The sequence below is a fragment of the Rhodococcus sp. P4_E4 genome, from assembly GCF_056401575.1.
The window spans coordinates 73,350-100,288 of record NZ_JBFUJB010000020.1 but is presented as its reverse complement, the minus strand read 5'-3'; the positions used below and the strand labels follow the sequence as shown (position 1 = coordinate 100,288).

Genomic DNA, 26,939 nt, shown 5'->3' with positions numbered 1-26,939 from the left:
AGGCACTCCCAGGCCCGTGGAATCTGTTCTGTACTGGACTCCATCAAACGGGAGGACAGTGAACATGGGTGACAAGAAGGTCTGGTTCGTAACCGGCGCAGGCCGGGGCATGGGAGTCGACATTGCTCAGGCGGCTCTTGCCGGCGGGCACGCGGTGGTGGCAACGGGGCGTGATGCGGACCGTGTTTCTGCAGCGATCGGTGAGCATGACGACCTGTTGGTGATTGCCTTGGACATCACTGACGAACAAGCCGCATATGCTGCGGTGGACACGGCAGTTGCGCGATTCGGTGGAATCGATGTGCTGGTGAACAACGCCGGAAACTTCTACGCCGGGTTCTTCGAGGTTGTCAGTCCGGCGCAACTTCGCGCTCAGATGGAGACCAACTTTTTCGGGCCGATCAATGTGACACGGGCGGTGTTGCCGGTGATGCGTAGGCAACGGAGTGGACATGTCGTGACTGTCAGTTCGCTTGCGGGCCTGGTTGGTCAGGAGTTTTGCGCAGCCTACGCCGCGTCGAAATTTGCGCTGGAGGGCTGGATGGAATCATTGCGATTCGACGTCGAACCGTACGGAATCGGGACGACGATCGTGGAGCCGGGATTCTTCCGGACCGAACTGCTTGTCGAGGGTGCGTCGTCGATCTGGCCTGAATTGTCGATAGACGACTACGACGCTCGGACTGGCAAGACCGTCGAAGCGTGGAAGAGCATGAACGGTGCCCAGGGTGGGGATCCGGTGAAACTTGCAGCGGCACTTGTGGCACTTGTCGATTCGCCGCTACCCCCGCGTCGGTGGGTCGCCGGCGCCGATGCACTGTCCGTGGTCGAGCAGAAAGCCCACCAACTGCTCGATGAAGTCGAAGCCCACCGTGGTTTGTCTTCGTCGCTTGCCCTCGAGGCATGACGACCTGATCCGAATTCGTCAGGTCACGGTTGTGAGTTGAACATGTCCAGGAGCCCCTGGGGTGCGTTCTCGCCGAAGCACATGTCCAGACCGTCAGCCGACTGTTGTGCCGATGCGGCGCTGCGTGGGAAGAGTCGTTCTTCGTAGGCAGCAAGTCCTTCCTCCGTGCCGCTATGTGACGCGATCGCCTCGCCGAGTTCGGCGCCGTCGAGCATTGCCAGGTTCGCGCCCTCTCCGGCAAACGGCGACATGACATGCGCTGCGTCCCCGAGCAGAGTGACCCCGGGAGTACGGCTCCAACTGTGCCCGATGGGAAGAGCATGGATGGGGCGAGGGGTCAGCGAGCTGTCCGCTTCGACGATCAGTGACCGCAGCGACTCGTCCCAGTCCGAGAAGTGTTCCAGCAGAATCTTCTTCGCAATATGATCGTCGGAGAAGTCGACACTCGCTGACCAGTTCTCGGGAACCCGCAGGGCGGCGTAGATGTGCAGACTGTTGTCGGTCTCACGGTGGGCAAGGAAGCCCTTGTCGGCACTGAGCGCGAACATCATTCCGCCGCCGACTGTTTCAGCGGCCTTCGCGTGCTGGTTGTCGGCGTCGTGAAGGTCGAACTCCACGAAAGATACTCCGGTATAGGCAGGAGTGGCGTTTGAAACCAGTGGGCGAATTTTCGACCACGCGCCGTCGGCTCCGACCAGGAGATCGGTGGTGAAGTGGGTGCCATCCACGAGGTGGACTTCATGCCGACCGTCCGGCAACGGATGGGCACTGCGGACCTTTGCTCCCCAGCGGATTGTTTCTTTCGGAATTGAGCTGAGCAGTAGGTCACGCAGCTGGCCGCGGTCGATTTCCGGGCGGTCGCCGTCTCCGGTGTCCTGCTCGCTCAGGTGCACGACGGCATTTCGATCGAGGACGCGTGTCTCTTCGCCGCCTTGATGAACGAGTGCGCGGAACTCGTCGTAGAGGCCTGCGGCACGAAGCGCGATCTGGCCCGAGTCTTCGTGGATGTCGAGCATCCCGCCTTGGGTCCGAGCTGTTGGTCCGGATTCGAAATCGAATACCGCCGAATCGATTCCGCGGAGATGGAGGACTCGGGCGAGGGTGAGGCCGCCGAGGCCGGCGCCGATGATTGCGATGGGGTAGTGGTTCATGGTGGGTTCCTAAGAAGTGAGTGGAGTGTTCTCGATGCCCGTGATGAGCGTGCGGAATCCCCAGGAGAGGCGCGCGGTGGGTTCACCGGCAAGTAGAGCTGTTGCATGGCCTGCGACGAGTGGGTGCGTCTGCGGGTTTGCGTTCCGGATTGCGTCGGTCAACGCGCTCCATTGGGCATCCGAGTCGGCAGAATTGTTCGGCGCCGAGTGTTCGGCAGCAGTGGACGTCGCGTACTGCAGCAGCAAGTCCACGCCCCACGCGGCTTGACCCGAAGGGACTTCGCCTTCGTCGAGCAATGCCAGCAGGCGCTCGAGCAGGCGTACGTAGTGAACTCCGCTGGGCCGGGAAACGAGAGCCGACTGGGCAAGGCCGGGATGATCGAACAGTATGGCCGTGTAGGACGTCAGCACCCGTTCGAGGCGCGCTTGCCAAGTGCCGGAGGAATTTTCGGCGAGGTCCACGACTCCGAGCAGTTCGTCCAGAACGGCGGCGTGCAATTCGGCGGTATTTTGAACGTACACGTACAGCGACGCCGGCCCGGTGTCGAGTTCGAGGGCGAGTCGACGCATGGTCAACTTCTGCAACCCCTCCGACCGCAAGATTTCCACCGCGGTACTGACGATGCCCTCGCGTGTCAGAGCGGGTTTGGCCGGACGATTGCGTCGGCTCGATGGACTTGCTGGCTGATTGGGCATATTTTCACGGTACACGAACATGTTCGTAACGAACATGTTCGTTGAGTCACGTGAAGATGTCACGAATCACATGCTGATGTGAATGGGCTACATGCCCGTACCGCCGGAGAGCATTGCGATCGTCAGCAGGATGCCGCCGACTATGCCCACGAGCGGGCTGTCGCTGTTGAGTAGCCAGTCGTTCAACGATCCCATGAGCGCCTCTTTCGGGTTTCGATCTGCCGACGGTCGAGCTTATCGACAGATCGAACCCGATATGTCACGTTTGTCGGAATTGTCGATCGGACCTGAAGTGATCAGCCGTAGACGTTGTCGGGGCTGATCAACTTGGTGATCGGTACCATCAACGCGCTGGTCAGATCAGTCTCGCCGTCGATGTCGGTGTTGATGAAGACAACCAGGGTGGTGTCCTTCTCGGGCAAGTAGACCGAGACTGTCTTGTAGCCGGGCAGGCTTCCGTTGTGACCGATCCAGCCACCGCTGTTGAACAATCCGAGTCCGTAGCCGGAGCTGTCGTCCCCTTCGCTCAAGTTCACGGTCTGCAGGCGCTGCTTCTGAGTGTCGTCGGTGAGGAGATCGCCCTTGGCCAGCGCCGGAACCCAGATGCGCATGTCGTCCAACGACGAGATCATTGCACCCGCGGCGCCGCCCCACGACGGATTCCAGTCCGTCGCCGCGGTCACGGATTCGTCGAGCGTTTGGTTGGTGTAACCCTGTGCGTGTGGTGTCGGGAACGCGTTGGTCGTGGGAAAGCTGGTGTGCTCCATGCCGAGTGGTGTCGTGATCTTGGTGTCGATGACGTCCGACAGTTTTGAGCCGGAGACCTTTTCGATCACCATTCCCAGCAGAATAGTGTTGGTGTTCGAGTAGTCGACGGTGGTCCCTGGTCGAAGTTGGAGTGGGAGGTCCTTGACGTATCCGACGAGTTCCTCCGGTGTGAAAGTTCGGCGAGGATCCGAAAGATATTCCATCACAAACTGTTCAGACGTCGTGTAGTCCACGAGGCCGCTGCGCATCCCTGCCAGATGACGCAAGCTGATCGCATCACCTTCCATGACCCCGTCGACGTACTGGGAGATCGGATCGTCGAGACCGATCTTTCCCTCGTCGACCAATTGCAGCAGGGCGGTGACGGTAAATGTCTTGGTGACGCTACCGATCCGGTGGTAGAAGTCGGTCTCCATCGGTGCCTTGGTTGCAGTGTCGGCGACTCCTGCAACCTTCACATAGTTGCCGTCGGGTCCCCAAATGCCCACCATCGCACCGGGAATCCCCGTCGAATTCACCGCAGCGTCGATGATCGAATCGAGCTGGCCGGTGATGGCAGAGTCCATGACCTTGTCAGTGGTGGATGTGGGATTGTCTGCGGATTTGTCCGTGCTGCAGCTGATTACAGCGCCGGCAACCATGGCGCTGCACAGGCCGACAAGCATGATGCGTCTTGCTCCGGTTTTCATGAGTCGAACTCTGCCTGTCCGAGGGCACTCACACATCGACCCCGGGTACGGCAGACGCAGTCCCCAGGTACCTCCTCAACCGGTACCGGGGGACTACGGAACCCTGGCCTGAACCCTTGACTTGGGTCAGAGCCCGCCGTCGAAGAACGCCGCCAGCGCCGGTGCGGGGTCTGCCGCGGTGCCCATATTTGCTACGCCGACAACGATCAATCCCAGCGTGAACAGTGCAGTGAAAAGGCCTATCGACCCCGATATGAATCTCGTCCGCCTGTCGGATCGTGCCGTTCTCGCGAAGCGTGCCCACACGACCACAGTCACGGCCAGTGATATTGCTGCCGCGATCAGCGCGATCACCGCCATGGCCAAGTGATACCGCGCGAAGTCGCTGATCATCAGTTCGAGGGCGGGACTTTGCTGATTTCCGGTGGCCGTCGACTGAGCGAGCTGTTGTCGGACCTGCCCGACAGTTTCGGAGAGTGCCCCATCCGTCTGGGCCACGGGCAACATCGAGATCAGCGAAGAGAAGGGTGCGACAACACCTTGGACATTTGCCATCACGAGTACCGAAGAGAACAGCGCGAGGAGCGTGACCAGGCCTCCCGCCGAGACGAATGCGAGTTTCTTTACAACCGTCAGAGAGCCGGCGTTCACGAACGACGCCTTGACCATGCGGCCGAGTGCGAGCAGAACCGTCAGCAGGATTACCGCGATCACAGCCTTGGCCACGTGGTAACGCAGCCAGTAGTCGACAGCGGACTCCAAGCTCGGAGAGAAGGCTTGGACACCGGAACTCCAGTATTCGACGAACGCGGCGCGGACCGTCTCGACGAGTTCCCCCTCGCCTGCGTACCCATCGCCCGGCCTACTCGTCAGCATGCCCGGGGCGAGAACGAAGGCAGCGGAGAAACCGGCGACCAACGCGATCAACGCGGCGATCTTGCGACCGGAGGACTGCGTCGAGCGCGTCGGCCCCGCAGTGTTGTGCAGTGGAGAGTTGTGCAGTGGGATTCCTCCAGCGTGATGAGCGATCATCTGGTCACCGTCCACAAGGTCATGTCAACGAGTGTAGAAATCGGTACACCGGACTTCATCGTTCGAGAGGATGATATTTCCGGTGATGGCGTCCGCCCGCCGTCGCCGCTGCCGTCGACATCCCCTCAGCACTCGACGACATTGACGGCGAGTCCGCCTTCACTGGTTTCCTTGTAACGCACGGACATGTCGTTTCCGGTTTGGCGCATGGTTTCGATGACGGTATCGAGGCTCACTACATGCGTCCCGTCACCCAGGTATGCGAGCTGAGCTGCGGTGACTGCAGTCGAGGCGGCTACGGCATTTCGTTCGATGCAGGGGATTTGGACCAGGCCACCAACCGGATCGCAGGTCAGCCCCAGATGGTGTTCCATGGCAATCTCAGCTGCATTCTCGATTTGTCGTGGTGATCCGCCCATGACAGCGCACAAGCCGGCTGCCGCCATCGCGCAGGCAGCTCCGACTTCACCCTGGCACCCCGCCTCCGCACCCGAGATCGAGGCATTCGCCTTGATGATCGATCCGATTGCGGCAGCGGTGAGGAGAAAGGTTCGAACGTCGTGAACGCCTGCGCCCGTCGCACGTATGTGGTGATAGAGCACCGCCGGCACGATGCCTGCGGCACCGTTCGTCGGAGCCGTTACCACGCGGCCACCTGCTGCATTTTCTTCGTTGACCGCCATGGCATAGACGGTCAGCCACTCGCGTGAGGATGGTGCGCAGTTACGTTGTTCCAGTTGAATGTTCGCAGACCGTGCTCTTCGGCGAACTCCGAGACGCCCGGGCAATACACCTTCGGTCTGGGTGCCGCGTTCGATGCATGCGCGCATCGCGGACCAGATCGCGTCGATGCCGGCGAATGCCCGATCCTGGCCATGCATCGCGATTTCGTCCGACAGTGCCAGCTCGGCGATGGTTCCGGAGCCGCATTCCGCCAGTAGCTCTTTCGCGGTTCGATAGCGTGAGTTGATCGAATGCGCGCTTGCTTGCGTCTCCGTTCCGGCGCGCAGTACGAATCCGCCACCGATCGACAGATATGTACTCGTACAGACGATTTCGTTACCCTTGAAGGCTGTCAGTGTCATCGAGTTGGGGTGCCCGTGACGGCGAACGAGTGGCTCGAACACCATGTCCTCGCGAGTGAACACTACGTGTTCGAGTGAGCCACCGACGAGCATCACCGATCCGCCGTCCGACAGTTCGGCCCAGCGCCCGTGAACGTCGGTCGGCTCGCACGTTTCAGGATCCAACCCACGAAGTCCCGCAATCACCGCGTCGGGAGTGCAGTGACCTATTCCGGTGGCGGCGAGAGAGCCGTGCAGGTTGCAGCGAATTCGGTCGACCGACGCGGTCAAGCCGGCGGCGGAGAGCTCGCCGCCGAAAGTGTGGGCGGCGCGCATCGGACCGACCGTGTGTGAACTGGAGGGTCCGATGCCGATGGAGAAGAATTCGAGAGCGGAAACATAGACGCCGGTGGTGCTCATTCGGCGCTCGTGACGGTGGTCGCTCCTGACTCGCGCTGGGCCGCAATCGTCAGGAGGTTGGAGCGCGAGTCCCCGGTTGCGGCTCGGATCACTGTGCGCGCCATTGCGATTGCTCCGTGCAGAACAGCTTCGTCGCCCGCTGCGGAGCGGGCATCAGCGGCAAATTCGATAGTGTGAGGAACTCCGGTGACGCCGCGCAACGCGATCATCGGGTGGATCGAGGGGACCACCTTCGACACGTTGCCCATGTCCGTCGAGCCGCCGGTCAGGGGAGTTCGGGCGGCCGCGGTGCGGCCCAGGCTCGCGATCTCCTCGTCCCAGATCGTCGCCAGCACGCGATGTTGAACAAGCTCCTCGTAGCGCGGTTCGGCGCGTTCGGTCGACCAGGAGCAGTCGCTGGCCACAGCTGCGCCCTCGAAGCAGGCGAGCATGCGACGCTTGGCGTCCAACAGCACGTCGAGTTCTGCGGCCCGAACTTCCGCTCGCACCAACGTCGAGGCCGGAATGATGTTTGTTGCTTCGCCGCCGTGCTCGACGTAGGCGTTGAGCCTGACGTCGGACGGAAGTTGTTGACGGAGAAGTCCGATGGCGACCAAGGCGATCGTGGCGGCGTCACCTGCGTTGATGCCCTTGTGTGGCGCAGCGGCCGCGTGTGCGGCTCGTCCGGTGTAGGTCACGTCGAACCGGTCGACTGCCTGCGTTCCGGTGACGGTGCAACTGACGTCTTCACCTGCAGCGCCGTGGACCATGATCGACATCGCCGCGCCCTCCCATGCGCCACGTTCGAGCAGCAAGACTTTCCCGCCGCCATGTTCTTCGGCCGGCGTACCGAGAAGGACGACGGTCAGGCCGTGTTCCTCCGCGACCTCTCCGAGCGCGATAGCTGCTCCCAGTCCGGCAGCGGCGATGACATTGTGTCCACACGCATGACCGATGTCGGGAAGGGCGTCGTACTCGGCGCAGACTACGACGCGGAAGGGGCCGGAGCCTCGCACAGCTTCGAATGCCGTCTCGAGGCCGTAGGCGGCGCGAGTAACCGTGAAGCCGGCTTCCTGTGCGGCGTCCGCCAAGAGGGCGGACGCCCGATGCTCTTCGAATGCCAGCTCTGGGTGAGCATGGATCGTGTGGCTGACATCGATGAGGCGTGATGCCCACTTCTCGATCGTGCTCGAAACCGAGTCTGTGTGGGTGAGGGTGTCAGCGATGGACATGGGTATTGCTTCCTTTCAACATCTTTGGTTCTCTGTGTCTTCGGATCGCGGTGTCTTCAGTTCTGAGCGTCTTCGGGTGCAGTTCTAGTGCCAGAGGCCCAGCGCGAACTCCGCGACGACCACGGAAAGTAGGTAAGAGGCGAGGATCGCGACGATTCCGACGGGCACGATCTTCCAGCCGATCGTCTTGAGCAAGGGAAGGTCCTTGCCGAGGCTGAGACCTGCGACAGTCAAGGTGAGGGTGCAGATCGAGAGAAAGTCGACAGTCCCGACGGTGCTCGAGACGAAATCACCGATGGGGGACCACGGTGTTGTCGCCAAGGCGCCGATGGTGATGATTGCGATCATCGCCGCGATCTTGCCGCGCGTCAGGCGGGCCACGCCGACGCCCAGGAGCAACAATCCGGTGAGGATCAGGTAACCGACGATGATCGATCGAGATACGCCACCCGCTGCGATCGAGGAGACGATGACCCCACCGACGAACAGAATCGGAACGATGGTGGTCAGCGGCACGGTGACGCTCGGCGCAACCGCTCGTGGGGCAGTGTCGGCTTTCCGTTCGCTGGTCGACTTCGAGCGCTTGGTGAGTGCGCCGTAGATTCGATCGGCAAGGGGGAGTGCGACATACATGCCGACATACACGCCGAGGAGGCCGGTGATGATGTTGGATGTTGCCGCTACGGCGAGTACCTGGTCGGCCATCTCGGGGTGTGCCGAAACGACGCTGGCGGCAGCGGCAGCCATCATCGAGCCGGATCCGACCCCAGCACCCATCGCCAATGCAAGGGGGTCGAAGATGTTGAAGGATGTCGCCAGCGACGCAATCAGGCTGATCAGCACGGCACCGAACAGAGTGCCGAAGACGTACATCGACAGGACACCACGGTACTGGTCGGAATCGGGACCGTAGCGTTCACTGACCATCGCGAAGGACCCCTCGCGGTCGATGGAGAAGGTGGCTCCGACGGTGGCCGGTCCCATCCGAAGGAGTACCGCCAGCGGGAGTGCGAGAGCGATAGTGCCGAACAAGTGCCCCAGTTCCTGCAGTAGCAGGGCAGGGCCCGCCTCGAACAGCAGTTGGATGTTCGGGCCGATGGTGAAAGACAGTCTTGCGCAAAGCAAGAGAACAGCCAACCCCATGATTGCCGAGGCTGCGGCCTGAAGATCGAGGCCGAGAGGTTTCCACTTCTGACTCGAGACGGCACCGCCGGCAATCAGTCCCCACACCATGGGCAAGATCGTGATGGCGGCAGCGCCGACAGGAATCACTGCGGGGCCGATCAGTTGGGCACCTGCCGCAAGCGCGAGGAGCAGAATCGCCACGATCCACAGGCGTGGCGACCTCAAGGCGAAAACGACCTTTCGCGTCGCGGTTTGATCGCTGACCGGAGAATCGTCATGCGAGACAGGGAATGCTTCGGTCATGTCGGTGTCTTTCTCGAGGGGGCGAACGAACGCAAGAAGCAAGCGTTCTCGAGGTTCAGGATTTGGTGGACTATTGATGTGATGAAGTTAGGATCGATGCGTTTCGATCCTGTTTCGGTGCAGCATTCTTTTGAAAGTGAGGTCCTCGGTGCAGGATCAGGTGCTCAAGGACGAAGATCTTCGGCTGTTGAACGCACTGCAGATCAGGCCGCGAGCCTCGTGGTCCGAGCTTTCACGCGCGATCGGTTCCGACCCGGTCACCCTGACCAGGCGTTGGGAGCGTCTGCACTCGCAAGGGATAGCGTGGATCGCTGCGTACCGTGGGGGTCCCATCGTGTCGGCGACCGCACTGCTCGAGATCGAATGCGCACCGGCACAGACCTTGAGCGTGGCCGAACAGATCGCGCACGATCCCGAAGTTCTCACAGTCGATCTCACAACCGGCAATCGGGATCTACTCGTCACGCTCACCTGCACTGACCTCGATCAATTGTCCAGGTATGTCTTGGAACGAACACGATCGCTGCCGATGGTCACTGCGATGCGAACTCAGATCGTGTCCTCGGCGAATTCCGACGCACGAAACTGGCGTCTACGTGCTCTCGATGCGGAAGAAATTGCCGCGCTCGAGTCGGCCCCGGCGGCGAAGAGTCGTGGGGTACGCGCCAGCGAAGAGGAACAGTCGAAGCTGTTCGACATCCTTTCTCGCGAACCACGAATTACCGTCTCGGCCCTCGCTGCAGCCCTCGGCGTCACGCCGGCTCGCGCCGGGGCGCTCCTTTCTCACGAGCTGTCGACGGGGCGCCTGGTCGTCCGCACGGAGATTGCTCGGCCCTACTCCGGCTGGCCGGTCTACGCCTGGTATTTCTTACGTCTCGAGGGGCGAAAGGAAGCCATTGCTCAGCGCCTTTCCCTCCTGCGTGAGGCGAGGCTTGTTGCTTCGACGATCGGCAGCTACGACATCGCATTGGCGGTGTGGCTGCGCTCGATCGACGACGTGCAGCGTTTGGAAGGTTATCTCGCCGAGCAGTTTCCGGGCGTATCCGTGGTGGACCGGTCGATCGTCCTGCGTACGCCGCATCATCTACATCGAACAATCGATGTGTCGGGTCGAAGCATGCCGAAGCACGGGTGATCCGTAACGCGTTCGCGCGGATCGGGTGCTCTCCGGTTACTGGGGGATCGCCACGTCGACGATCAAGCCGTAGTGATCGGAACCTTCGATCTCGATGCGCTCGAGAGACTTCGCCTGTGCACCCCGCAGAAGTACATGGTCGATGCCGACGATCGCGGGAAATTTTTTGTCCGCCGGGTAGGTGCGAACGATGCCGACTCCCAATTGGTCTGCGGTATCGGAGTAGCCGACGTCGAGAAGGTCACGGAATTGCTTGTGCGTGAAGGTCGTGTTGAAATCGCCACTGACGACGACGGTTCCCTCCGCGGCAGCGGCGTCGAGCGCGTTTCGCAAAGTGCTCAGCTCGGCAGTCCACACGTCGGGCGGGGTCACGTACGCCGGTCCGGGGTGAACCGCCAGAAGGGTGAACGGGGTTGAGAATCCCACTTCGGCAACAAGATTGGTAGGTCCGAAGCCGTTCAATTCCCGAGTTTCCGTCAGCGGATAACGACTGTAAATACCTGCGCCACCCCCGCCGGCCTCGTCCGGTACCAAGTAGTGATGCGGCAGCAGTTGCTCGAGCCCTTGATCTCTCAGAGAGCCTTCGAGTGATGTGGTCAGTTCCTGAACCGTCAGGACATCGACTGCCTTCTCACGCACCGTCGCAGTCAAACTGACGGGGTCTGCCTGCCCGAAGAGAAGGTTCGCTTGCATTACACGCAGAGACGGCCCGTCGATTTCGGAACTGTTTGCTACATACAGTGGACTGATCACCGACGCGCCCACCGCTGTCAGTACCACCGAGATCGCCAGCAGGATCCAGCGGCGAAAAACCAGGCATATCAGGGACGCTGCGAGTGTGACTGCAAGCAGCATCGGGACAAAGGAGGCCACGGCGATCAACGGGTTGATCGGCTTGGTGGAGTACAACGAGATCAGCGCAATGACACCGACGGCAATCCCACCCACCCCGGCGACCTGAGCGATACGGCGAGCCGGAACGTTGTCCGTCGTGAATCCCATACCAAACGGTACCTAATGCAGCTTAGGCTCCCGATTGCCTGGCGTTGTCAGTCGCCGGTTCGGGTGCGGAATGCGTTCACGGCCGCTTCGATGGTCGGGTAGAAGTGCGTCGAATCGAACCTGTCGCCGACCCCGAATCGGATGAGTCGATCCTTGATCGGACCTTTCATCTCCGCGAATGCCAATCGAATTCCTTTGCCCTCCAAAAATGTATCCAGATCGACGAGTTCGTCGACGGCGGTCGTGTCGAGCCCGGTGATCGGCTCGGCGGCAATGACCACCCATTCGACCGGGTCGGGTGCCTTGGCGACGACGGAGCGAACGTACTCGTCGAAGATCTCGCCATTCGCGAAAAACAGTGGTGCGTCAAATCTCACCAACACGAGGCCGGGGATGCGATGTCCGTCCGGGTGGCGTTCGACGTCGTGGAATCCCGCGGGTTCGCCCGTCTCGACGAGTTCGGTTCGATGTGGCTGCCATACCTGCGCGATGACCGCTACGAAGGAGAGTCCGATCGCAACAAGGATGCCTTGAAGCACCCCGACCAGGGCAACGCCCAGAAACGCCGCGACGGCGAGGCCGAATTCCACGGTGCTCATGCGCCACATGCGGACCATGCCGCCCACGTCGATCAGTGCACACGCGGCGACGATGACGACGGCGGCCAGTGTTGCATCGGGCAGATATGCCGTCAGTCCGGGAGCGACGAGGACAAACACCAGGACGGCGAGTGCTCCGACGACACCGGCCAATTGTGTATGCGCCCCACTCTGTTCGGCTACCGGCGTCCGTGATCCGCTCGCCGATATCGGAAATCCGCCGAACAGTCCGCCGGCCACGTTCGCGACACCGATCGCCTTCATCTCGGTACTGCCGTTCACGTCCTCGCCGTGTCGGGCGGCGAAGGTGCGCGAGAGAACGCCGGTGTCGGCGAAGGCAATCAGCGCGATACCGGCCGCCGGTCCGATCAGGTGCCCGACGTCCTGCCAGGTGACTCCACCGAGAGAGGGGAGGGGAAGTCCTTCCGGCAGTGCGCCGACCATGCCGATGTCATCGGTGAGACCGGCGGCGGCGGACAAGACTATTGCCGCGACGACGGCGACCAGCACACCGGGTACAACAGGTACCCAGAGCCGGAAGACCACAATGACAATGAGCGAACCCACGCCGATGACGGCAGCGAGGGGATCGACATCTCCACCGGCCAGAGCCTTTCCGATCTCACCGATTTCACCGAGGAGGCCGGACGCGTCGACGGAGAAACCGAGCAGCTTGGGAATCTGACCGATTACGACGACGAGCGCGATGGCGTTGAGGTAGCCGAGGCGGATCGGTTTCGAGAGGAGTTCGGTCACGAAACCCAGACGCAGGAATCCGCCGATCACCAGGATGAGCCCGACAAGGACGGCGAGAACCCCGGCGAGTGCAAGCGCGTTCTCCGAATCGCCGACCACCGCCAGCGGTATGACTGCGGCGGCGATGAGCGGTGCCAGCGACGAATCAGGCCCGAGTACAAGAATCTTCGACGGTCCGACTACCGCGTACGCGAGCAACGGCACGATGGTTGCGTACAGACCGGCGTACGCGGGCAATCCGGCGGCCTCGGCGTAGCCCATCCCCGCCGGGATCAGCAGGGCCGTCAAGACGAGCCCTGCTGTGATGTCGGTTCGCAGCCATTCGCGGCGGTACCCGCGGGCAGTCGCGATCCCCGGTAGCCGACCTAGACCCTCCGTCCACGTCATCGTGTGATTGTCCCTCCCTCAGCGGAGTGACGGGCGCGCTCGGGGGCAACTGCAGTGGTCGCGGTGATGGCGACAGGTGTCGGTGAGAGGCGGCGGCGTCGGATCGCCTTTTCCAACTCGACGAGAACCGGGATGATCAGCGACCAGCCTAGGCAGACGAGCCACTGGGCGCCGGTCAGTGAGGTTGTCATGAGGAGATCCTGGAGAACACCCGCCTCGACGGCAAATACGGTCACGACCGTGGGGATGGTCAAGATCTTGATGGCACCGAGAACCGGCGGAACAAGGCCGGACTCGGGATCACGCCGCATGGTCAACCCAGCGAATATCGAACCGAGAGAGAGCACTACGAATGCGGTGGTCATGGGGACATTCGCCTCAGTAGTGCTCATTTCGCCGGGTGCGAGAAGCATCGCTGCGAGTGTCACGGCAAATTGCAAGACGCCGTACGCGAGCCACTGAGCGACTGCGCTTCGATGTGCGATCGGCATCTTGGGATCGCGTGGCGGCTTGTTCATCAGATCCGGTGGCGGCGGGTCGAGCATGATCACGGCGACGGGGAACAGTGTGATGAAGAAGTGCTGGAACAGCACCATCAGCGGTGTCAGTGCCACACCCTCGTTGATGTTGAAGATGCTCGCAGCGAGGAAGAGGAGTACCAACGAGAAGAGTTTCGACATCTGGTAGCGGATGTACGAGACGATCTTCCCGTAGATGTTGCGGCCCAGGGTGATCGCGGTGATGAGGGTTCCGAAGTTGTCGTCGGTGAGCACCATCTTGCCCGCCTGTTTGGTTACCTCACTGCCCGAGCCCATGGCGACGCCGATATCGGCCTTCTTCAACGCGGCGGCGTCGTTGACAGCATCTCCGGTCATCGCGACCACGGCGCCACCGCTCTGCATGACATCGACCAAGCGAAGTTTGTCCTGCGGAGTGACTCGGCCGAACACGTGCAGGTTCGGCAACGCGGCCGAGAGTTCGTCATCGGTCATCGCTTGCAATTCGGCTCCGCCGACCGCGCCCGGGCCGAGTCCGAGTTCGGCACCGATCGCGGCGGCGGTGATGGCATGGTCACCGGTGATCATGCGGACCTCGATGCCGGCCCGGTGTGCGGTTCGCACCGAATCGACCGCCTCCGGACGCAGCGGGTCGATGATGCCTGCCATACCGACAAACGTCAGGTCCTCGACAAAGGACATAGGGTCCGCCACGACAGCGTCTTCCCGTCCGTCGAGTCGTCTGACCGCGAATGCCAGCACCCGAAGACCCTTCTCGGACATGGACTGATTTGCTGCCGTGAGTTCGTCTCGGACTTCCTCGATCGGTACCTGCCGGCGGCCGGGGAGAAAGGCCGAAGAACAACGAGCGAGGACGACATCGGGTCCGCCCTTGACCAATCCGACGAACTGACTTGAGCCGTCGACTTCGAGATGGTGGTACGTGGCCATGAACTTGTACGCGGAATCGAACGGAACCGTCGCCACCCGCGGGTAGGTCCGTCTGGTGAGTGGGGCGTCGGCACCGATCTTTGCCGCGAGCACCACGAGTGCGGCCTCGGTCGGGTCGCCGACAACTTCCCCGGAATCGGAAACCGTTGCATCGCTGTCGAGACACAGTCCGTATGCGAGAAGGGTGAAGTCGGGCGGTGCCTCGCCGGCAACCTGCGTGATCCTTCCCGCTTTGGCGTAGCCTTCGCCGTCGACTGTGTACCAACGGCCGTGGACGTACAGCGATCGGACGGTCATCTGGTTCATGGTCAGCGTGCCGGTCTTGTCCGAGTTGATTGCACTGGTCGCGCCGAGAGTTTCGACGTCGGTCAGGTTCTTCACGACGGCCTTGGCATCGGCCAGTTGACGGGCCCCGTAGGCCAGCATTGCCTGGACGAAGGTTGGCAGGCCGGTCGGAATCGCGGACACTCCCATCGCGATACCAAGGAGCAGAAGCGTTGTCAGGTCCTGACCACGAATGAGTCCGATGACGACGATGACGATCACGGCCGTCCACGCGATGATGCCGAGAAGTTTGGTGAGAGAGTCCAATTCTCGTTGCAGTGGCGACTTGCCAGGGGCGACGGCCGACAACATCGACGCGATCTGGCCGATCTGCGTCTGCATTCCGGTCTCGGTGACCACCATGGTCGCTGTGCCGCGGGTGACCGAGGTGTTCTGGAACACCAGATTGCTGCGGTCTCCGAGTGGAATATCCTCATTGCTCAGCGTTTTCGGGTCCTTCGGGATCGGCGCGCTTTCCCCGGTCAATGCGGCTTCCTGTGTCTCCAGGGTGGTCGAGGCGAGCAACCGCCCGTCGGCAGCGATGATGTCTCCTGCCTCGACTTGGACGACGTCACCCGGCACCAGTTCGGTAGCGTCGAGCTGAATCAGGTTCCCGTCACGAATGACACGTGCTTGGGGTGTCTGCATCTTGGCGAGCGCGTCGACGCTGGCCCGTGCCTTCAACTCCTGTCGAGTTCCGAGGACGATGTTGAGCACGACGAGCACCGCCACCACGATCGCTGTCGGCACTTCACCGATGGCGATGCTGACCGCGGCCACGGCGACGAGCATCAAGTTCATCGGATCTTTCAGTTGCAGCAGTGCGATCGACCACGTCGACGGCGGTGGCGTCGAGGTGATTTCGTTCGACCCGTAGCGTTGTCGACGTTGGTCGGCCTCACTCGATTGCAGTCCGCGCTGCTGGTCCGACTGCAGTACGGACACGACTGATTCGCCACTCTGCGCATGCCACGGCGTGGGGCTCATGACCGCACGTCCTTTCCTTGGCGATCGTCAATACCGGGTCGGAATCCAGTGAAGCGGTTGTTTGGGCGTCTGGTAGCCGTGGGCCTTCTGCCGTTTCGGCAGGGTGATGTCAGTGGATTGCACGGGCTCGTAGGGGATCTGACTCAAAATGTGACTGATGATGTTGAGTCGTCCGCGTTTCTTGTCGTCGTTGTTTGCGACATACCAGGGCGCCCAGCCGGTGTCGGTGAAGCGAAACATCTCGTCGCGAGCACGCGAGTAGTCGTACCAATGACTGAACGACTTCAGATCGAGATTCGACAGCTTCCAGATCTTTCGAGGATCGTCGATCCGGCTTTGCAGACGTAAGAGCTGCTGTTCTTCGCTGACCTCGAGCCAGTACTTGAGCAGGATGACTCCCGATTCCACGATCGCGCGTTCGACGGTCGGAATGAGCTGGAGAAATTGATGAGCCTGTTCTTCGGTGCAAAAGCCCATCACTCGTTCGACTCCGGCACGGTTGTACCAACTTCGGTCGAAGATGACGATCTCGCCCGCCGCCGGGAGATGTGGGACGTAACGCTGGACATACATCTGCGAATGCTCTCGCTCGGTCGGCGCCGGTAGAGCAACCACCCGGAACACTCGTGGACTCACGCGTTCGGTGATGGCTTTGATTACTCCGCCCTTCCCCGCGGTATCTCGGCCTTCGAACACGATGCAGACCTTGGCGCCAGACGATTTGACCCACTCCTGCAAAGCCACGAGCTCACCGTGCATCGGCTTGAGTTCGTGGCGGTATACCTTGTTCTTCATCGGTTTTTCTGCGACGAGTGCCGCGTCGTCGTGAAGAATCCGAGCGTTCTTTCCCACTTCCACTCCTTGGAGACGTGAGCGCGCGGGGCATCGTCCGCTCGTATGTGTATGCCCCGTATTCGGTCAACCTATTCTCTCCGGGATCGCGACTCGAATCGTGTTGTTTTCGAGCCCGTTTCGAGTCTTGACGGTGTCAGCGATCAGCGCGAGTATTAATTGATGACTGGCGACGAAGAGTTGCTCCACGTCGAGCGGGTGATCACTCGCCTGATTTCCCGGTATCCGAATGTTCCTCCACCGGAGATCGAAAACAGAGTGCGAACAATTCACCAACGTTTTGCGGGGTGTCGGATACGTGATTTCGTGCCTCTCCTTGTCGAAAAGGCGGCCAGACACGAGATCTCGAACCGGATGATCGTGATTCCGATAATGGATGAACGGTCCGCAGTGCTGAACCCTCTCGAACTGTAGCCGGAACGGACGTCGTCGGCGCATACTGAAATGACCTTGGACCAGGGAGTTTTGGCCGACTGCAGATTTCAGGCGCGGAATGTCAGCCTCCCGAACTCCTTATGTGTAAACCGAGTACAGGGAGCGTTGACATGGAAGGTTTCTGGGAATTCTTCTGGTTCATCTTCGTCTGCTTTGCCTTTGTGGCGTATTTGAGCGTGTTGTTCTCGATCATCACCGACTTGTTCCGTGATCACGAGACTTCGGGTTGGGCCAAGGCGTTGTGGATGATTTTCCTCTTCGTCATTCCATTCTTGTCGGCGATGATCTACGTGGTTGTCAAGAATGACGGAATGACTCGGCGGTCGATGGAGGCCGCTCAACAGCACATACACGCGCAGAGTGACTACATTCGAACCGTCGCCGGCAGGTCTCCGACTCAGCAGATTGCCGACGCCAGAGAGCTTCTCGACTCCGGCGCGATCAACGAAGAGGAATTCCAGGCAATCAAGGCAAAGGCGCTGGCGTAGTTTTTGTATCTTCTGCCCCAGGCCTGGCGTCGTCGGTTCCGGCGTCGTCAGGCCGGGCGTCCTGCGCGGCGGCGCGTGCGGGACGAACCAGCACTTCGAGAGCTACGAGTGCAACCAGCGCAATGATGACGATCCAACCCACGACCAGACCGGTGGGGTAGCGCCAGAAGAGCAGCAACAGTGCGGCGATGCCGATGATGGCGCAGCGCAGCGGAACACGAAGCTGATTGGCCCACCGCTCCACCTGATTCGGCGTACGGCCGCTTGAAGAATGCCGGACGAAGTCCAATGCCTGCCCGTAGCCTCGTCGAACGGCGATCGCCGACGACGACCCACCGACCAGGTAGGCCCCGAGCCCTATCACCACGCCGAGGACCGCGACCGCTCGCAGGCTCGTGCGCAGTGGTACCAGAACTGTGTCGATGACGGCAGTCGCGGCGTCTGGCGAGAGGATATCGGTGGGCACACTGTCGAGGTAGATTGCGCGTCCGATGAGAATTCCGATCGCGAGAACCAGCATTCCCAACGCAATCGACAGGCCGACCAGGGACAGTGCGCGGAGCCTGCGACCGGTTGGCGCAACGGCGACAGCGGCTGCCGCGCAAGCGATTCCCAACCACGGCAGCACCGCTGAGACCTTGTCGAGTGCCGAGACGGCTCGCTGAGCCTTCACCAGCTCGGGGGACTGGAAGAGAACAAATTCCTTGTCCACGGAGGGGATTTTGTCTGCGAAGGCGAAGCCGCGGTCGATCAAAGCTGCTTTGACCCTGTCGATGATCGTACTGAGCGAAATGCTGACGGTTCCGCTCTGATCGACTTCGACGGAATTGGGGCCGTAATCTCCGGTCATGACCGAGACCAGTGCGTTGTGCGCCGATCGGTTCGCTTGAATCCACAAGTCCTCGAACTGTTGTGACCGAACGAGCGAGCCCACCGTGTCATGAACAAAGCTCTTTGCCTGGCCGGCGATCACCGGTGCCAACCCCACTACGGCTTGATCCAGACGCGGCGCGTTGGCCGCAAGATTCGACACGTCGGTCAGTGCGGTGAGTGCGTCGGTGGTGAGCCCCTCGACGTCGACACGATCGAAGATCTCGTCGGTGATCTGATTCGTGATCTCGGCCTGAACGGCGGGGTTCTCGCCCAGTGGCGCGACCGTACTGACGTAGCGGTCCGTGTCGAGTATCTGACTACGGGTGAAGCGGGTGGTCACGGACAAGACGGCAAGGAGCGCGACCAACACCAGCAGTATCGCCACGGCAGTCCACCGCAGTCCGTGTCGAGGTGGCCGGGAGACTTGCTCGACGGTCGTTTCGCGGGCGCTGGGAGTCTGCTCGCGGAGCGTTGCAACCTCTTGCCGCAACCTGGATAGTTCGGCACGTTCGTCCTCCTGGAGTGGGCCGTCGTTCGTGCCGTTTGCCATCATGTTCCTCTCCGGAGGGAAACTGCTGCCGCACAGATGAAAACGCTGAATTCGATGGGTGGATCCGGAGTCGAGACCTCAGATCACGTCGGGATTCCATGTCGCGACAGCCCAGATGACGAATACGTCGAGCGCGATGATGGTGATCGACCACCACGGAGAGTGGGGTAGCCACAGGAAATTCGCGAGGATCGACAGCGAACAGAAGATTATCGCGCCTACCCGTGCCCACGTCGCGCCGGTGAAGAGCATGATTCCGACAGCGGTGACGAGCACGCCGAGTACGAGGTGAATCCATCCCCAGGAGGTGAGGTCGAATTGGTACGCGTATTCAGGGCCGACGACGGTCACATCGTCTTTGGATATCGCCGAGATGCCTTGGAGAATTTCGAGCACGCCGACGGTGACGAGAAGAACGGCTCCGCCCAGCGCGCTTCCTTTTGCCACACCTTGCTTGACCAGTGATTCCTCGGCCATGACCGCCCCTTGGTATCAAGTGCGAAATTGCCTGGCGTAACTCCGTATTGCGACTATTTACGGTGGTGAAGTATCCCGCCACGGGGCAAATCAAACATTGAGCGCTGAATATCCTCGCGATATTCGCTCGCCCACGAATCCGAGAGGATCTACCGTGACGGCATGGATGTGGAGGACGCAGGCATGACGCCGACGACTGCGCCGGTAACAATTCGGACGGATCGACTGGTGCTTCGTACCTACCGTCCCGGCGATCATCAGGACCTTCTCACCTTCTACGGGCGTAGCGACGTGTGCCGGTATTTGTTCAACGAACCCTGGAGCCCGGACGATGCGCGAGAGGCAGTGCAGACCAGAATGTCTCGCCGCGACCTATTCTCGCCCGACTTCGGCGGCCGAGGGTTCGCGACGGAAGCTGTGACCGCTCTGATCGACCTGGTCTTCGCGACACCCCGATTGCGCCGCGTGGTCGCGCAGATGGATGCGAGAAACGAATCCTCGGCGCGACTCGCGCGGCGAATCGGGTTGCGGCGAGAGGCGCATTTTCGGCAGAACGCGTGGATCAAGAACGAGTGGACCGACACTGTGGTTTTTGCAACGCTGCGCAGTGAGTGGCCTACAAGTCTCTGATCAGGACGGCCGAGCTGCTACTTCGCAACCAGTTCGGTCAACTGGGGGACCAGCTCGTCAGTTGCCCATGGAACGCTCAAAACGCTGACGTACATGGTGGCGGCTGTCAGGCGATTGTCGGTGATCCACAAGTCCTTCCCGTTGGCGATAACCGGCCACCGTGCGAACAGGGTGTTGGCCAACGTGCTGTCGACTTCCGACTGATCGCTTGCCCATCCGAGATATACGTCGGTGTTTATCGTGTCGAGCTTTTCCATGCTGATGCCGAACAGGAACGAGTCGCCTGCAAAGTTCTTGGCACCGTTGACCACGTCGGGAGCAACTGTGAGCCCGAGGTTTTCGACGAACTTCACGCGCGGATCGTCCGGGCCGTAGATGGCGGTCTCGGTTTCGCCTTCGCGGATGTAGGACCCGAAGGCGAACGTGACTCCATTGAATTCAGGATGGCTGGTCTTCGACTCTTCCACCGTCTTTTCGACGGACTTGATCAAATCCGCGGTCTGGGCCGGGCGCCCCAAGGCCTTGCCGACATCGGTGGCGAGGTTTTGCCACGAACTCGGCTGGTACGGCTTGGTGTCGTAGGGGAGTGTCGGGGCGATCGAGCTCAGGCGCTGATAGTCCTGCTCGGAGAAACCGGAGTACGGGGCCAGAATCAGGTCGGGTGCGGCATTGAGGATTTGCTCGAACAGAAGCTCACCGCTGTCGGAGTAGTACGGCGCCGGTGTGGGCAGCGGCTGGCCCGACTTCTCGAGTTCCGCGCGCGTCCACGGGAGGAAGCCGTCGGCGTCGCCGGCCCACGAGTCCTTCTGCATTGCAATCGGAGTGACGCCAAGGGCGATGACAGTGTCGGCCGCTGCGGAATCGAGGGTGAGGATCCTGGTCGGTTCCTTGTCGATGGTGGTGCCGCCGAATGCGTGCTCGATCGTGACGGGGTATGCGCCGTCCTCGACAGCAGATGCCGACGAACTATTTTCCTGGGCGTCCGATGACGACTGCGTGCAGGCGGTCAGAGGCAGTGCGGCCGCCACCATCAGCGCAACGACAATTCGCCTCTTCCGTTGGGGACGAATTCTCTGACGGGCAGATCTGAACACGCGAAACTCCTCGGGATTGATCGGGGAAGTGCTTGCACGACTCAGTGCGGTACGCACATGAGAGCAGGCTTACCTAAGTGAATGTAGGGCGCGTGCGTGTAGCGAAGGGGCCAGCAGATGTCGACAACAGGTCAGGCTCGAGTCAGTTGACAGCGGCGAGCGCATTGCCAGGGGTGTAGCCGACCGTCTTACGAAAAGCAGCGATGAACGAGCTCGACGTCCCGTAGCCGACTCGACGGCTGACGGCGTTCACACTCATCCCGGTCCCGAGCATGCCCAGTGCTGTGCTCATGCGAACCAGAGTGCGCCATTGCGCAAAACTGAGCGCAAGTTCCGCGGCAAAAATCCGGGTGACCGTGCGTCGGCTGAGGTTGAGAACGTGCGCCCACTGGTCGAGTGACCGATCGTCGGCGGGATCCGACAACACTTTGTCGACGAGTTGTCGAAGCCGGGGATCGCGGGGGATCGGTACGTCGAAGTGAGGTGCCGATGCCGGGGTGAGGAGATCGACACAGACCTGCTGTGCCCGAAGGCGTTGTTCTGCAGGCATTCCGGTATGGGCGAGGTGTATCAGCAGTACCCGGGCTGCCTCACTCAAGGTCACGATGCACGGTTCGTTCCAGGTGGGAGTCCACAACTCGGGGGTGAAGAGAGTGGCGCGGAATGCGACGTGGGGATTGGCTTGACCTTCGTGGAGGACCCCGCGAGGGATCCACAGGCCGACGCCGGGCGTGACGGTCCAGAGTTGATTGTCGATGATCATGTTGACGACGCCGCGGTCGGACCAGATGAGTTCGTGCTCGGCATGAGCGTGCTGTGGCCACTGGGTGATGTGGTCGGTCTCGACGATGTACGTCGTCAGTTGGAACGGCGCCGGGACGGCGCGCGCCATCGGAGTGTGGCGGTCGGAATCCGACAGGTGGAGGCCACCGTCGATTTCACGCAGGGCAGGGATCGGCACCGCGGACTACCTCCAAAGCAAAGTTAGGTAAACCTTACACCCTGTTTGCTGGGCTCAGTGGCCCGCACCGAGTTCGATGAGAAGCACGCCTGCCGCGATAAGGCCGATCCCCACGATCATGAGCTTGGTCAGCGGTTCGCGAAAGAGAATGCGGGATGCGATTGCCGTCAGCGCCACCCCGCAAGCAGTCCAGATGCCGTACGCAACGCCGATCGTCAGGCCCGCGTCGAGTGCGAGCGTGAGGAAAGCGAAAGCGGCGAGGTACCCCACGGTGACAACCGCGAGCCATCGTTTGTCGCTGCCGTCCTGCGACGCCATCCGTAGTGACAACGTCGCGGTGACCTCGGAAATAATTGCAGCGATCAGAAATACGAAGGTCATGCCGGGTCCGCCGGCCCGCTGTCGGCAGCAACCTGGGAACCGAGTTCAACGCAGAGGACTCCGCCGATGACCAGGGCAATGCCGACGCCCATGGTGGCTGTCAGGGGGTCGCCGAAAAGGAAAGTCGCGAACACCGCGGTCAGGACAACTCCGGTTGCGCCCCAGATTCCGTATGCAACACCGAGTCCCATGCCCTCCCGCAGGACGAACGACAACGCGGTGAATGCTGCGAGATATCCGCCGACGACCACGACGTACCAGGCGGGGTGATCGAGGGCCGCGCGCAGAGCCAGAGTCGCAGACACCTCGGTCAGGATCGCGGTGATCAACAGCAGCCATTTCTTCACGGTTCGGATTCTGTCAGGCTCCACCGATTCCGGTCGCGCACTACGGTCGAGACATGACGTGCGTGCTGCTCGGCGGAATCCGCGAAGGTGACATCCGCCACGATGTGTCCGGTGGCGATATAACCGCGACGCCGATTCTCGACTGGGGCCACGATGACGTGGCTCGCCTCTACGAGGACATTGCAGAAGGTGCGATCCAGTCGGCGCAGGAGTTCCTGGTGTCGGCGCATCGCAGCGTCGCTGCAAATATTCGGCCGGTGTACGGCCTCGACGACCGGCAACCCGTCTCGGTGACATTGAGCCGAGGACGCGGATCATGCAGTCAGAGACTGGCTATCGTCGAAGCGTTGGCTCGCCGCCGAGGTATCGCCACCCGAGTTCGCGGTCTCGTACTTCGTGGGGAGTTCTGGTACCCGAGATTTCGGCGTCTACATGCGGTGATTCCGAAGTCAGTGCTGCTGGCGTGGCCGGAATTTCTGGTCGACGGGCGCTGGCAGGACATCTCCGAGATCGTTTCACCTGCGGTGGTCTCAGCGCTCGAACCGTTCACGAATACCGGCGAGGAGACACTGTTCGACGCGATCGGACGCGCTCCGATCAGTTGGGGCAAATCAATTTCGTGCGATTGCTTGGACTTCTCCGAATTCGTCGACCGTGATCTGGGCACCTTCGAATCTCGCGACAAGCTCTTCGAGGAATTCGGACAGACGATGTCGACCCCCATCAGAATTCTCGTCGATCCGGTTTTCCGGAACTGGAGTGCATCCGGCTGACGCGCGACGCGAGGTCTAGGCTGTTCTGCATGTCTGTGCGTACCCCATTGGTCCCTGGAACCGTCTCTCCCGTCCTCGCTGTGCCCTCGAAGATCGAGCGGCCCGAGTACGCGTGGAAGCCGACCGCCAAAGAGGGCAACGAGCCCTGGGTTCAGACGCCGGAGACGATCGAGGCGATGCGCATCGCCAGCAAGATCGCTGCCGGCGCGCTGCAGGAAGCCGGCAAGGCTGTCGCTCCCGGTGTCACGACCGACGAGCTCGACCGCATCGCACACGAGTTCATGCTCGACCACGGCGCATACCCGTCGACGTTGGGCTACAAGAGCTTTCCCAAGTCGTGCTGCACGTCTCTCAACGAGGTGATCTGCCACGGAATCCCCGACTCGACCGTGATCCAGGACGGAGACATCGTCAATATCGACGTCACCGCATACATCAACGGAGTGCACGGGGACACCAATGCGACGTTCCTCGCCGGTGACGTGTCCGAAGAGAACCGCTTGCTCGTCGAGCGCACACACGAGGCAACGATGCGGGCCGTCAAAGCCGTCAAGCCCGGCCGCGCGCTCAACGTGATCGGACGCGTCATCGAGTCCTACGCCCATCGGTTCGGGTACGGCGTCGTCCGGGACTTCACCGGACACGGAATCGGCGAGACCTTCCACAACGGCCTCGTGATCCTGCACTACGACGAGCCCGCGGTCGAGACGATCATCGAACCGGGCATGGTCTTCACGATCGAACCGATGATCAACCTCGGTGGTATCGACTACGAGATCTGGGAGGACGGCTGGACCGTCGTCACCAAGGACCGTAAGTGGACGGCGCAGTTCGAGCACACCTTGGTGGTCACCGAGACCGGTGCAGAGATTCTCACCCTGCCTTGAGTTCGGCGATGCGCGGCGCTCTGCTGGTAGCCGGCACTACTTCCGACGCAGGCAAGAGCGTTCTGGTAGCCGGATTGTGTCGCATGTTGGCGCGTCGAGGCGTCCGAGTGGCGCCGTTCAAGGCGCAGAACATGTCGAACAACTCCGTGGTCACGCTGGACGGCGGAGAGATCGGCCGTGCGCAGGCACTTCAGGCGCGGGCATGCGGTCTGGAGCCGAGTGTTCGATTCAATCCCGTGCTGCTCAAGCCGGGGAGTGATCGCACTTCGCAACTGGTCGTTCGGGGCAAGGCGATGACCACGGTGGGTGCTCGCGATTACATGCAGCATCGGCAGTGGCTTCGCGCCGTCGTGGCCGAAGATCTCGAATCGCTTCGATCCGAGTTCGACGTCGTGATCTGTGAAGGCGCCGGTTCACCGGCCGAAATCAACTTGCGCGCAACGGATCTTGCCAACATGGGATTGGCTGAGGCTGCGCAGATTCCGGTCGTCGTCGTCGGTGACATCGATCGCGGCGGCGTCCTGGCCCATCTGTTCGGGACCGTTGCTGTGCTCTCGCCGAGCGACCAGGCATTGATCGCGGGATTTGTGATCAACAAATTCCGCGGTGACGTTGCACTGTTGGAACCCGGACTGGATCAACTGCGCAGCCTCACCGGTCGACCCACTCTCGGAGTGATCCCGTTTGCCGACGATCTTTGGCTCGACGCCGAGGATTCGCTTGGCGTCACCGGCAACGCCCCGGTAGGGCGCCCTGGCCCACCCGTCGGTTCGGCTTGGCTCACCGTTGCTGCGGTCCGGCTCCCGCGCATCTCCAACTCGACGGATGTCGAGGCGCTGGCATGTGAACCGGGCGTGGCAGTTTCGTGGGTGACCGATCCGTCGCGGATCCGCGACGCAGACCTCGTGGTGATTCCCGGTAGTAAGTCCACCGTGAGTGACCTCGAGTGGTTGCGTAGTACCGGCCTGGCTGACGAGATCATCGCCCGAGCGGGCCGCGGGCAGGCAGTGCTGGGAGTCTGCGGCGGATACCAGATGCTGGGTAACTCCATCGTCGATGACGTCGAATCAGGATCAGGGATCACCGCAGGACTCGGTCTGCTGGACCTCGACATCGAATTCGCTCCGGACAAAGTGCTGGCGCAGGTAACCGGTTCCGCCGACGGTATCTCGGTGTCAGGGTACGAGATTCATCACGGACGCGTCGTGCGCAACGGGGACCGCCCATTGCTGGCGGACTCGAGCGGTGTGCCGGAAGGCAGTGTGCGAGGGTCTGTTCGAGGGACACACTGGCATGGTCTCCTGGAGAGTGACGACTTTCGGCGCAGCCTGCTGCGTGAGATCGCGGTTCCCGGTTTTGTTGCTGCACCCGACACCTCGGTTGCCGCGGTGCGAGAACAACAACTCGACCTTCTCGCTGATCTCGTCGAGCAGCACCTCGATCAGGATCTACTCGAGAAACTGATCAACGGTGGGGCGCCTGTCGGGCTTCCCGTCATTGCCTCCGCACTCGAAGCCTGAGAGCGCTCCCGCGGGCGTCGGCGTGCACGCGGTAGAATAGCCAGGCCTCACTCCCGCGACGGCTCCCTAGTAGGAGTGTGCGCGGTGACAGATCAATTCGACGGCTTGCTTACCGACTTCAGTGACGAGGTGCTGGTCGACTCGGCAATGCTCGGCGATCATGCGGCCTTCGACGTCATCGTTCGCCGATACGGCCCGCACTTGTATCGATTTGCCCGTCGACTCGTCACCAGTGAGAGTGACGTCGACGACATCGTCCAGGAAACCTGCGTTGCCGCCTGGCGCCAACTTCCGGGGTTTCAGCGGCGCTCGAGCATCAAGACCTGGTTGTTCGCGATCTGTTCTCGCAAGATCTCGGATGTCCATCGAAAAGTCGGCTCCTGCGCCGCCGATGTCGACGGACTTCGGGACGAAGTCGATACTCGATTGCGCGATCCGAGCGAGGAAGTATGCGGCACAGCATTTCTCGACGCCCTTGAAGCCGAACTCGATCGTCTACCGCTGCGTCAGCGCGCCGCCTGGGTCTTGCGGGAAGTGGAGGGCATGACGTATCCACAGATCGCAGTTGTCCTGGAACTGAGTCCGGACGCGGTGCGCGGCCAACACACTCGCGCGAGGCGGAATCTGGGTCTCGCGCTCGACCGATGGCGATGACGACTCGGCGGTT

General features: G+C 61.4%; 26 protein-coding genes. 9 read left to right on the top strand and 17 right to left on the bottom strand.

The window, feature by feature from the left end; genetic code table 11:
- Positions 1-64 precede the first annotated feature (64 nt).
- Complete coding sequence (locus AC1DVN_RS22500; RefSeq protein ID WP_020969358.1) at positions 65-907, top strand: SDR family NAD(P)-dependent oxidoreductase; 843 nt, start codon at positions 65-67, stop codon at positions 905-907.
- 23 nt (positions 908-930) lie between these two features.
- Here AC1DVN_RS22500 and AC1DVN_RS22495 read toward each other — a convergent pair whose 3' ends face one another.
- The 7 genes from AC1DVN_RS22495 to AC1DVN_RS22465 form a co-directional block, all read right to left on the bottom strand.
- Positions 931-2,058: an FAD-dependent oxidoreductase gene (locus AC1DVN_RS22495; protein WP_046378404.1), complete on the bottom strand. Its 1,128-nt coding sequence runs from the start codon at positions 2,056-2,058 to the stop codon at positions 931-933.
- A 9-nt stretch (positions 2,059-2,067) separates the two neighbouring features.
- A complete protein-coding gene (locus AC1DVN_RS22490; protein WP_020969360.1) occupies positions 2,068-2,754 on the bottom strand; it encodes a TetR/AcrR family transcriptional regulator C-terminal domain-containing protein in 687 nt (228 codons plus the stop codon).
- A 296-nt stretch (positions 2,755-3,050) separates the two neighbouring features.
- A complete protein-coding gene (locus tag AC1DVN_RS22485; RefSeq protein ID WP_047888828.1) occupies positions 3,051-4,211 on the bottom strand; it encodes a serine hydrolase domain-containing protein in 1,161 nt (386 codons plus the stop codon).
- Positions 4,212-4,337: 126 nt separating this feature from the next.
- Positions 4,338-5,243 carry a hypothetical protein gene (locus tag AC1DVN_RS22480; protein ID WP_477845906.1) on the bottom strand — a complete coding sequence of 302 codons (906 nt, stop codon included), beginning with the start codon at positions 5,241-5,243 and terminating at the stop codon, positions 4,338-4,340.
- A gap of 125 nt (positions 5,244-5,368) precedes the next feature.
- Positions 5,369-6,727, bottom strand: a complete 1,359-nt coding sequence (locus AC1DVN_RS22475; RefSeq protein ID WP_477845907.1) for an L-serine ammonia-lyase — start codon at positions 6,725-6,727, stop codon at positions 5,369-5,371.
- On the bottom strand, positions 6,724-7,938 hold the full coding sequence (locus AC1DVN_RS22470) for an amidohydrolase (RefSeq protein ID WP_046378407.1): 1,215 nt from the start codon (positions 7,936-7,938) through the stop codon (positions 6,724-6,726). Before AC1DVN_RS22470 ends, AC1DVN_RS22475 begins: the two co-directional genes overlap by 4 nt.
- 84 nt (positions 7,939-8,022) lie before the next feature.
- The gene (locus AC1DVN_RS22465) at positions 8,023-9,366 is read right to left on the bottom strand and encodes a DUF3100 domain-containing protein (protein ID WP_046379884.1); all 1,344 of its coding nucleotides are present in this window, start codon (positions 9,364-9,366) and stop codon (positions 8,023-8,025) included.
- A 136-nt stretch (positions 9,367-9,502) separates the two neighbouring features.
- On the opposite strand from AC1DVN_RS22465, the gene AC1DVN_RS22460 reads away from it, so the two are divergent.
- The gene (locus AC1DVN_RS22460; protein ID WP_223257884.1) at positions 9,503-10,501 is read left to right on the top strand and encodes an Lrp/AsnC family transcriptional regulator; all 999 of its coding nucleotides are present in this window, start codon (positions 9,503-9,505) and stop codon (positions 10,499-10,501) included.
- Positions 10,502-10,537: 36 nt separating this feature from the next.
- On the opposite strand, the gene AC1DVN_RS22455 is transcribed toward AC1DVN_RS22460, so the two are convergent.
- From AC1DVN_RS22455 to ppk2, 4 genes are read right to left on the bottom strand one after another with little or no spacing between them, the layout of a single operon-like run.
- Positions 10,538-11,503, bottom strand: coding sequence for an endonuclease/exonuclease/phosphatase family protein (locus AC1DVN_RS22455; protein ID WP_020969367.1), 966 nt, complete (start codon positions 11,501-11,503; stop codon positions 10,538-10,540).
- Between the two features lie 47 nt (positions 11,504-11,550).
- Positions 11,551-13,245, bottom strand: a complete 1,695-nt coding sequence (locus tag AC1DVN_RS22450) for a SulP family inorganic anion transporter (RefSeq protein ID WP_019748017.1) — start codon at positions 13,243-13,245, stop codon at positions 11,551-11,553.
- Positions 13,242-16,004, bottom strand: a complete 2,763-nt coding sequence (locus AC1DVN_RS22445) for a cation-translocating P-type ATPase (RefSeq protein WP_477994237.1) — start codon at positions 16,002-16,004, stop codon at positions 13,242-13,244. Before AC1DVN_RS22445 ends, AC1DVN_RS22450 begins: the two co-directional genes overlap by 4 nt.
- A 27-nt stretch (positions 16,005-16,031) precedes the next feature.
- On the bottom strand, positions 16,032-16,799 hold the full coding sequence (gene ppk2, locus AC1DVN_RS22440; RefSeq protein ID WP_153212522.1) for a polyphosphate kinase 2: 768 nt from the start codon (positions 16,797-16,799) through the stop codon (positions 16,032-16,034).
- Between the two features lie 219 nt (positions 16,800-17,018).
- Between ppk2 and AC1DVN_RS22435 the strand changes: the two genes are divergently transcribed.
- Together AC1DVN_RS22435 and AC1DVN_RS22430 are read left to right on the top strand one after the other, a co-directional pair.
- Positions 17,019-17,270, top strand: a complete 252-nt coding sequence (locus AC1DVN_RS22435; RefSeq protein WP_019748020.1) for a three-helix bundle dimerization domain-containing protein — start codon at positions 17,019-17,021, stop codon at positions 17,268-17,270.
- Positions 17,271-17,401: 131 nt separating this feature from the next.
- On the top strand, positions 17,402-17,779 hold the full coding sequence (locus AC1DVN_RS22430) for an SHOCT domain-containing protein (protein ID WP_020969370.1): 378 nt from the start codon (positions 17,402-17,404) through the stop codon (positions 17,777-17,779).
- Here the strand turns inward: AC1DVN_RS22430 and AC1DVN_RS22425 are convergent.
- Positions 17,757-19,202, bottom strand: a complete 1,446-nt coding sequence (locus tag AC1DVN_RS22425) for an ABC transporter ATP-binding protein (RefSeq protein ID WP_046379885.1) — start codon at positions 19,200-19,202, stop codon at positions 17,757-17,759. The two genes, AC1DVN_RS22430 and AC1DVN_RS22425, sit on opposite strands and share 23 nt — an antisense overlap.
- A gap of 78 nt (positions 19,203-19,280) precedes the next feature.
- The gene (locus tag AC1DVN_RS22420) at positions 19,281-19,679 is read right to left on the bottom strand and encodes a DUF7144 family membrane protein (RefSeq protein ID WP_019748023.1); all 399 of its coding nucleotides are present in this window, start codon (positions 19,677-19,679) and stop codon (positions 19,281-19,283) included.
- Between the two features lie 162 nt (positions 19,680-19,841).
- On the opposite strand from AC1DVN_RS22420, the gene AC1DVN_RS22415 reads away from it, so the two are divergent.
- Complete coding sequence (locus tag AC1DVN_RS22415; RefSeq protein WP_477994236.1) at positions 19,842-20,309, top strand: GNAT family N-acetyltransferase; 468 nt, start codon at positions 19,842-19,844, stop codon at positions 20,307-20,309.
- Positions 20,310-20,326: 17 nt separating this feature from the next.
- Here the strand turns inward: AC1DVN_RS22415 and AC1DVN_RS22410 are convergent, their stop codons facing one another.
- The 4 genes from AC1DVN_RS22410 to AC1DVN_RS22395 form a co-directional block, all read right to left on the bottom strand.
- Complete coding sequence (locus AC1DVN_RS22410) at positions 20,327-21,403, bottom strand: ABC transporter substrate-binding protein (protein WP_020907401.1); 1,077 nt, start codon at positions 21,401-21,403, stop codon at positions 20,327-20,329.
- Between the two features lie 142 nt (positions 21,404-21,545).
- Positions 21,546-22,364, bottom strand: coding sequence for a helix-turn-helix transcriptional regulator (locus AC1DVN_RS22405; protein WP_020907402.1), 819 nt, complete (start codon positions 22,362-22,364; stop codon positions 21,546-21,548).
- 54 nt (positions 22,365-22,418) lie between these two features.
- The gene (locus tag AC1DVN_RS22400) at positions 22,419-22,745 is read right to left on the bottom strand and encodes a DMT family transporter (protein WP_019748027.1); all 327 of its coding nucleotides are present in this window, start codon (positions 22,743-22,745) and stop codon (positions 22,419-22,421) included.
- Complete coding sequence (locus AC1DVN_RS22395; RefSeq protein ID WP_046379886.1) at positions 22,742-23,092, bottom strand: DMT family transporter; 351 nt, start codon at positions 23,090-23,092, stop codon at positions 22,742-22,744. Before AC1DVN_RS22395 ends, AC1DVN_RS22400 begins: the two co-directional genes overlap by 4 nt.
- 53 nt (positions 23,093-23,145) lie before the next feature.
- On the opposite strand from AC1DVN_RS22395, the gene AC1DVN_RS22390 reads away from it, so the two are divergent.
- From AC1DVN_RS22390 to AC1DVN_RS22375, 4 genes are all read left to right on the top strand, one after another.
- The gene (locus AC1DVN_RS22390; RefSeq protein ID WP_046378409.1) at positions 23,146-23,865 is read left to right on the top strand and encodes a transglutaminase domain-containing protein; all 720 of its coding nucleotides are present in this window, start codon (positions 23,146-23,148) and stop codon (positions 23,863-23,865) included.
- 29 nt (positions 23,866-23,894) lie between these two features.
- A complete protein-coding gene (map, locus tag AC1DVN_RS22385; RefSeq protein WP_042951658.1) occupies positions 23,895-24,752 on the top strand; it encodes a type I methionyl aminopeptidase in 858 nt (285 codons plus the stop codon).
- Positions 24,753-24,760: 8 nt separating this feature from the next.
- Positions 24,761-26,272, top strand: coding sequence for a cobyric acid synthase (locus AC1DVN_RS22380; protein WP_477845909.1), 1,512 nt, complete (start codon positions 24,761-24,763; stop codon positions 26,270-26,272).
- An 84-nt stretch (positions 26,273-26,356) separates the two neighbouring features.
- Positions 26,357-26,926 (top strand): RNA polymerase sigma factor, encoded by a 570-nt coding sequence (locus AC1DVN_RS22375; protein ID WP_021333021.1) that lies wholly within the window; start codon positions 26,357-26,359, stop codon positions 26,924-26,926.
- The last annotated feature ends 13 nt before the right edge of the window (positions 26,927-26,939 follow it).

What these genes read in the sequence shown, in the direction of transcription:
- AC1DVN_RS22500 (WP_020969358.1), top strand. Translation starts at nt 65, where the DNA reads ATGGGTGACAAGAAGGTCTGGTTCGTAACCGGCGCAGGCCGGGGCATG.
- AC1DVN_RS22495 (WP_046378404.1), bottom strand. Translation starts at nt 2,058, where the DNA reads ATGAACCACTACCCCATCGCAATCATCGGCGCCGGCCTCGGCGGCCTC.
- AC1DVN_RS22490 (WP_020969360.1), bottom strand. Translation starts at nt 2,754, where the DNA reads ATGCCCAATCAGCCAGCAAGTCCATCGAGCCGACGCAATCGTCCGGCC.
- AC1DVN_RS22485 (WP_047888828.1), bottom strand. Translation starts at nt 4,211, where the DNA reads ATGAAAACCGGAGCAAGACGCATCATGCTTGTCGGCCTGTGCAGCGCC.
- AC1DVN_RS22480 (WP_477845906.1), bottom strand. Translation starts at nt 5,243, where the DNA reads ATGATCGCTCATCACGCTGGAGGAATCCCACTGCACAACTCTCCACTG.
- AC1DVN_RS22475 (WP_477845907.1), bottom strand. Translation starts at nt 6,727, where the DNA reads ATGAGCACCACCGGCGTCTATGTTTCCGCTCTCGAATTCTTCTCCATC.
- AC1DVN_RS22470 (WP_046378407.1), bottom strand. Translation starts at nt 7,938, where the DNA reads ATGTCCATCGCTGACACCCTCACCCACACAGACTCGGTTTCGAGCACG.
- AC1DVN_RS22465 (WP_046379884.1), bottom strand. Translation starts at nt 9,366, where the DNA reads ATGACCGAAGCATTCCCTGTCTCGCATGACGATTCTCCGGTCAGCGAT.
- AC1DVN_RS22455 (WP_020969367.1), bottom strand. Translation starts at nt 11,503, where the DNA reads ATGGGATTCACGACGGACAACGTTCCGGCTCGCCGTATCGCTCAGGTC.
- AC1DVN_RS22450 (WP_019748017.1), bottom strand. Translation starts at nt 13,245, where the DNA reads ATGACGTGGACGGAGGGTCTAGGTCGGCTACCGGGGATCGCGACTGCC.
- AC1DVN_RS22445 (WP_477994237.1), bottom strand. Translation starts at nt 16,004, where the DNA reads ATGAGCCCCACGCCGTGGCATGCGCAGAGTGGCGAATCAGTCGTGTCC.
- ppk2 (WP_153212522.1), bottom strand. Translation starts at nt 16,799, where the DNA reads ATGAAGAACAAGGTATACCGCCACGAACTCAAGCCGATGCACGGTGAG.
- AC1DVN_RS22435 (WP_019748020.1), top strand. Translation starts at nt 17,019, where the DNA reads ATGACTGGCGACGAAGAGTTGCTCCACGTCGAGCGGGTGATCACTCGC.
- AC1DVN_RS22430 (WP_020969370.1), top strand. Translation starts at nt 17,402, where the DNA reads ATGGAAGGTTTCTGGGAATTCTTCTGGTTCATCTTCGTCTGCTTTGCC.
- AC1DVN_RS22425 (WP_046379885.1), bottom strand. Translation starts at nt 19,202, where the DNA reads ATGGCAAACGGCACGAACGACGGCCCACTCCAGGAGGACGAACGTGCC.
- AC1DVN_RS22420 (WP_019748023.1), bottom strand. Translation starts at nt 19,679, where the DNA reads ATGGCCGAGGAATCACTGGTCAAGCAAGGTGTGGCAAAAGGAAGCGCG.
- AC1DVN_RS22415 (WP_477994236.1), top strand. Translation starts at nt 19,842, where the DNA reads ATGGATGTGGAGGACGCAGGCATGACGCCGACGACTGCGCCGGTAACA.
- AC1DVN_RS22400 (WP_019748027.1), bottom strand. Translation starts at nt 22,745, where the DNA reads ATGACCTTCGTATTTCTGATCGCTGCAATTATTTCCGAGGTCACCGCG.
- AC1DVN_RS22390 (WP_046378409.1), top strand. Translation starts at nt 23,146, where the DNA reads ATGACGTGCGTGCTGCTCGGCGGAATCCGCGAAGGTGACATCCGCCAC.
- map (WP_042951658.1), top strand. Translation starts at nt 23,895, where the DNA reads ATGTCTGTGCGTACCCCATTGGTCCCTGGAACCGTCTCTCCCGTCCTC.
- AC1DVN_RS22380 (WP_477845909.1), top strand. Translation starts at nt 24,761, where the DNA reads ATGCGCGGCGCTCTGCTGGTAGCCGGCACTACTTCCGACGCAGGCAAG.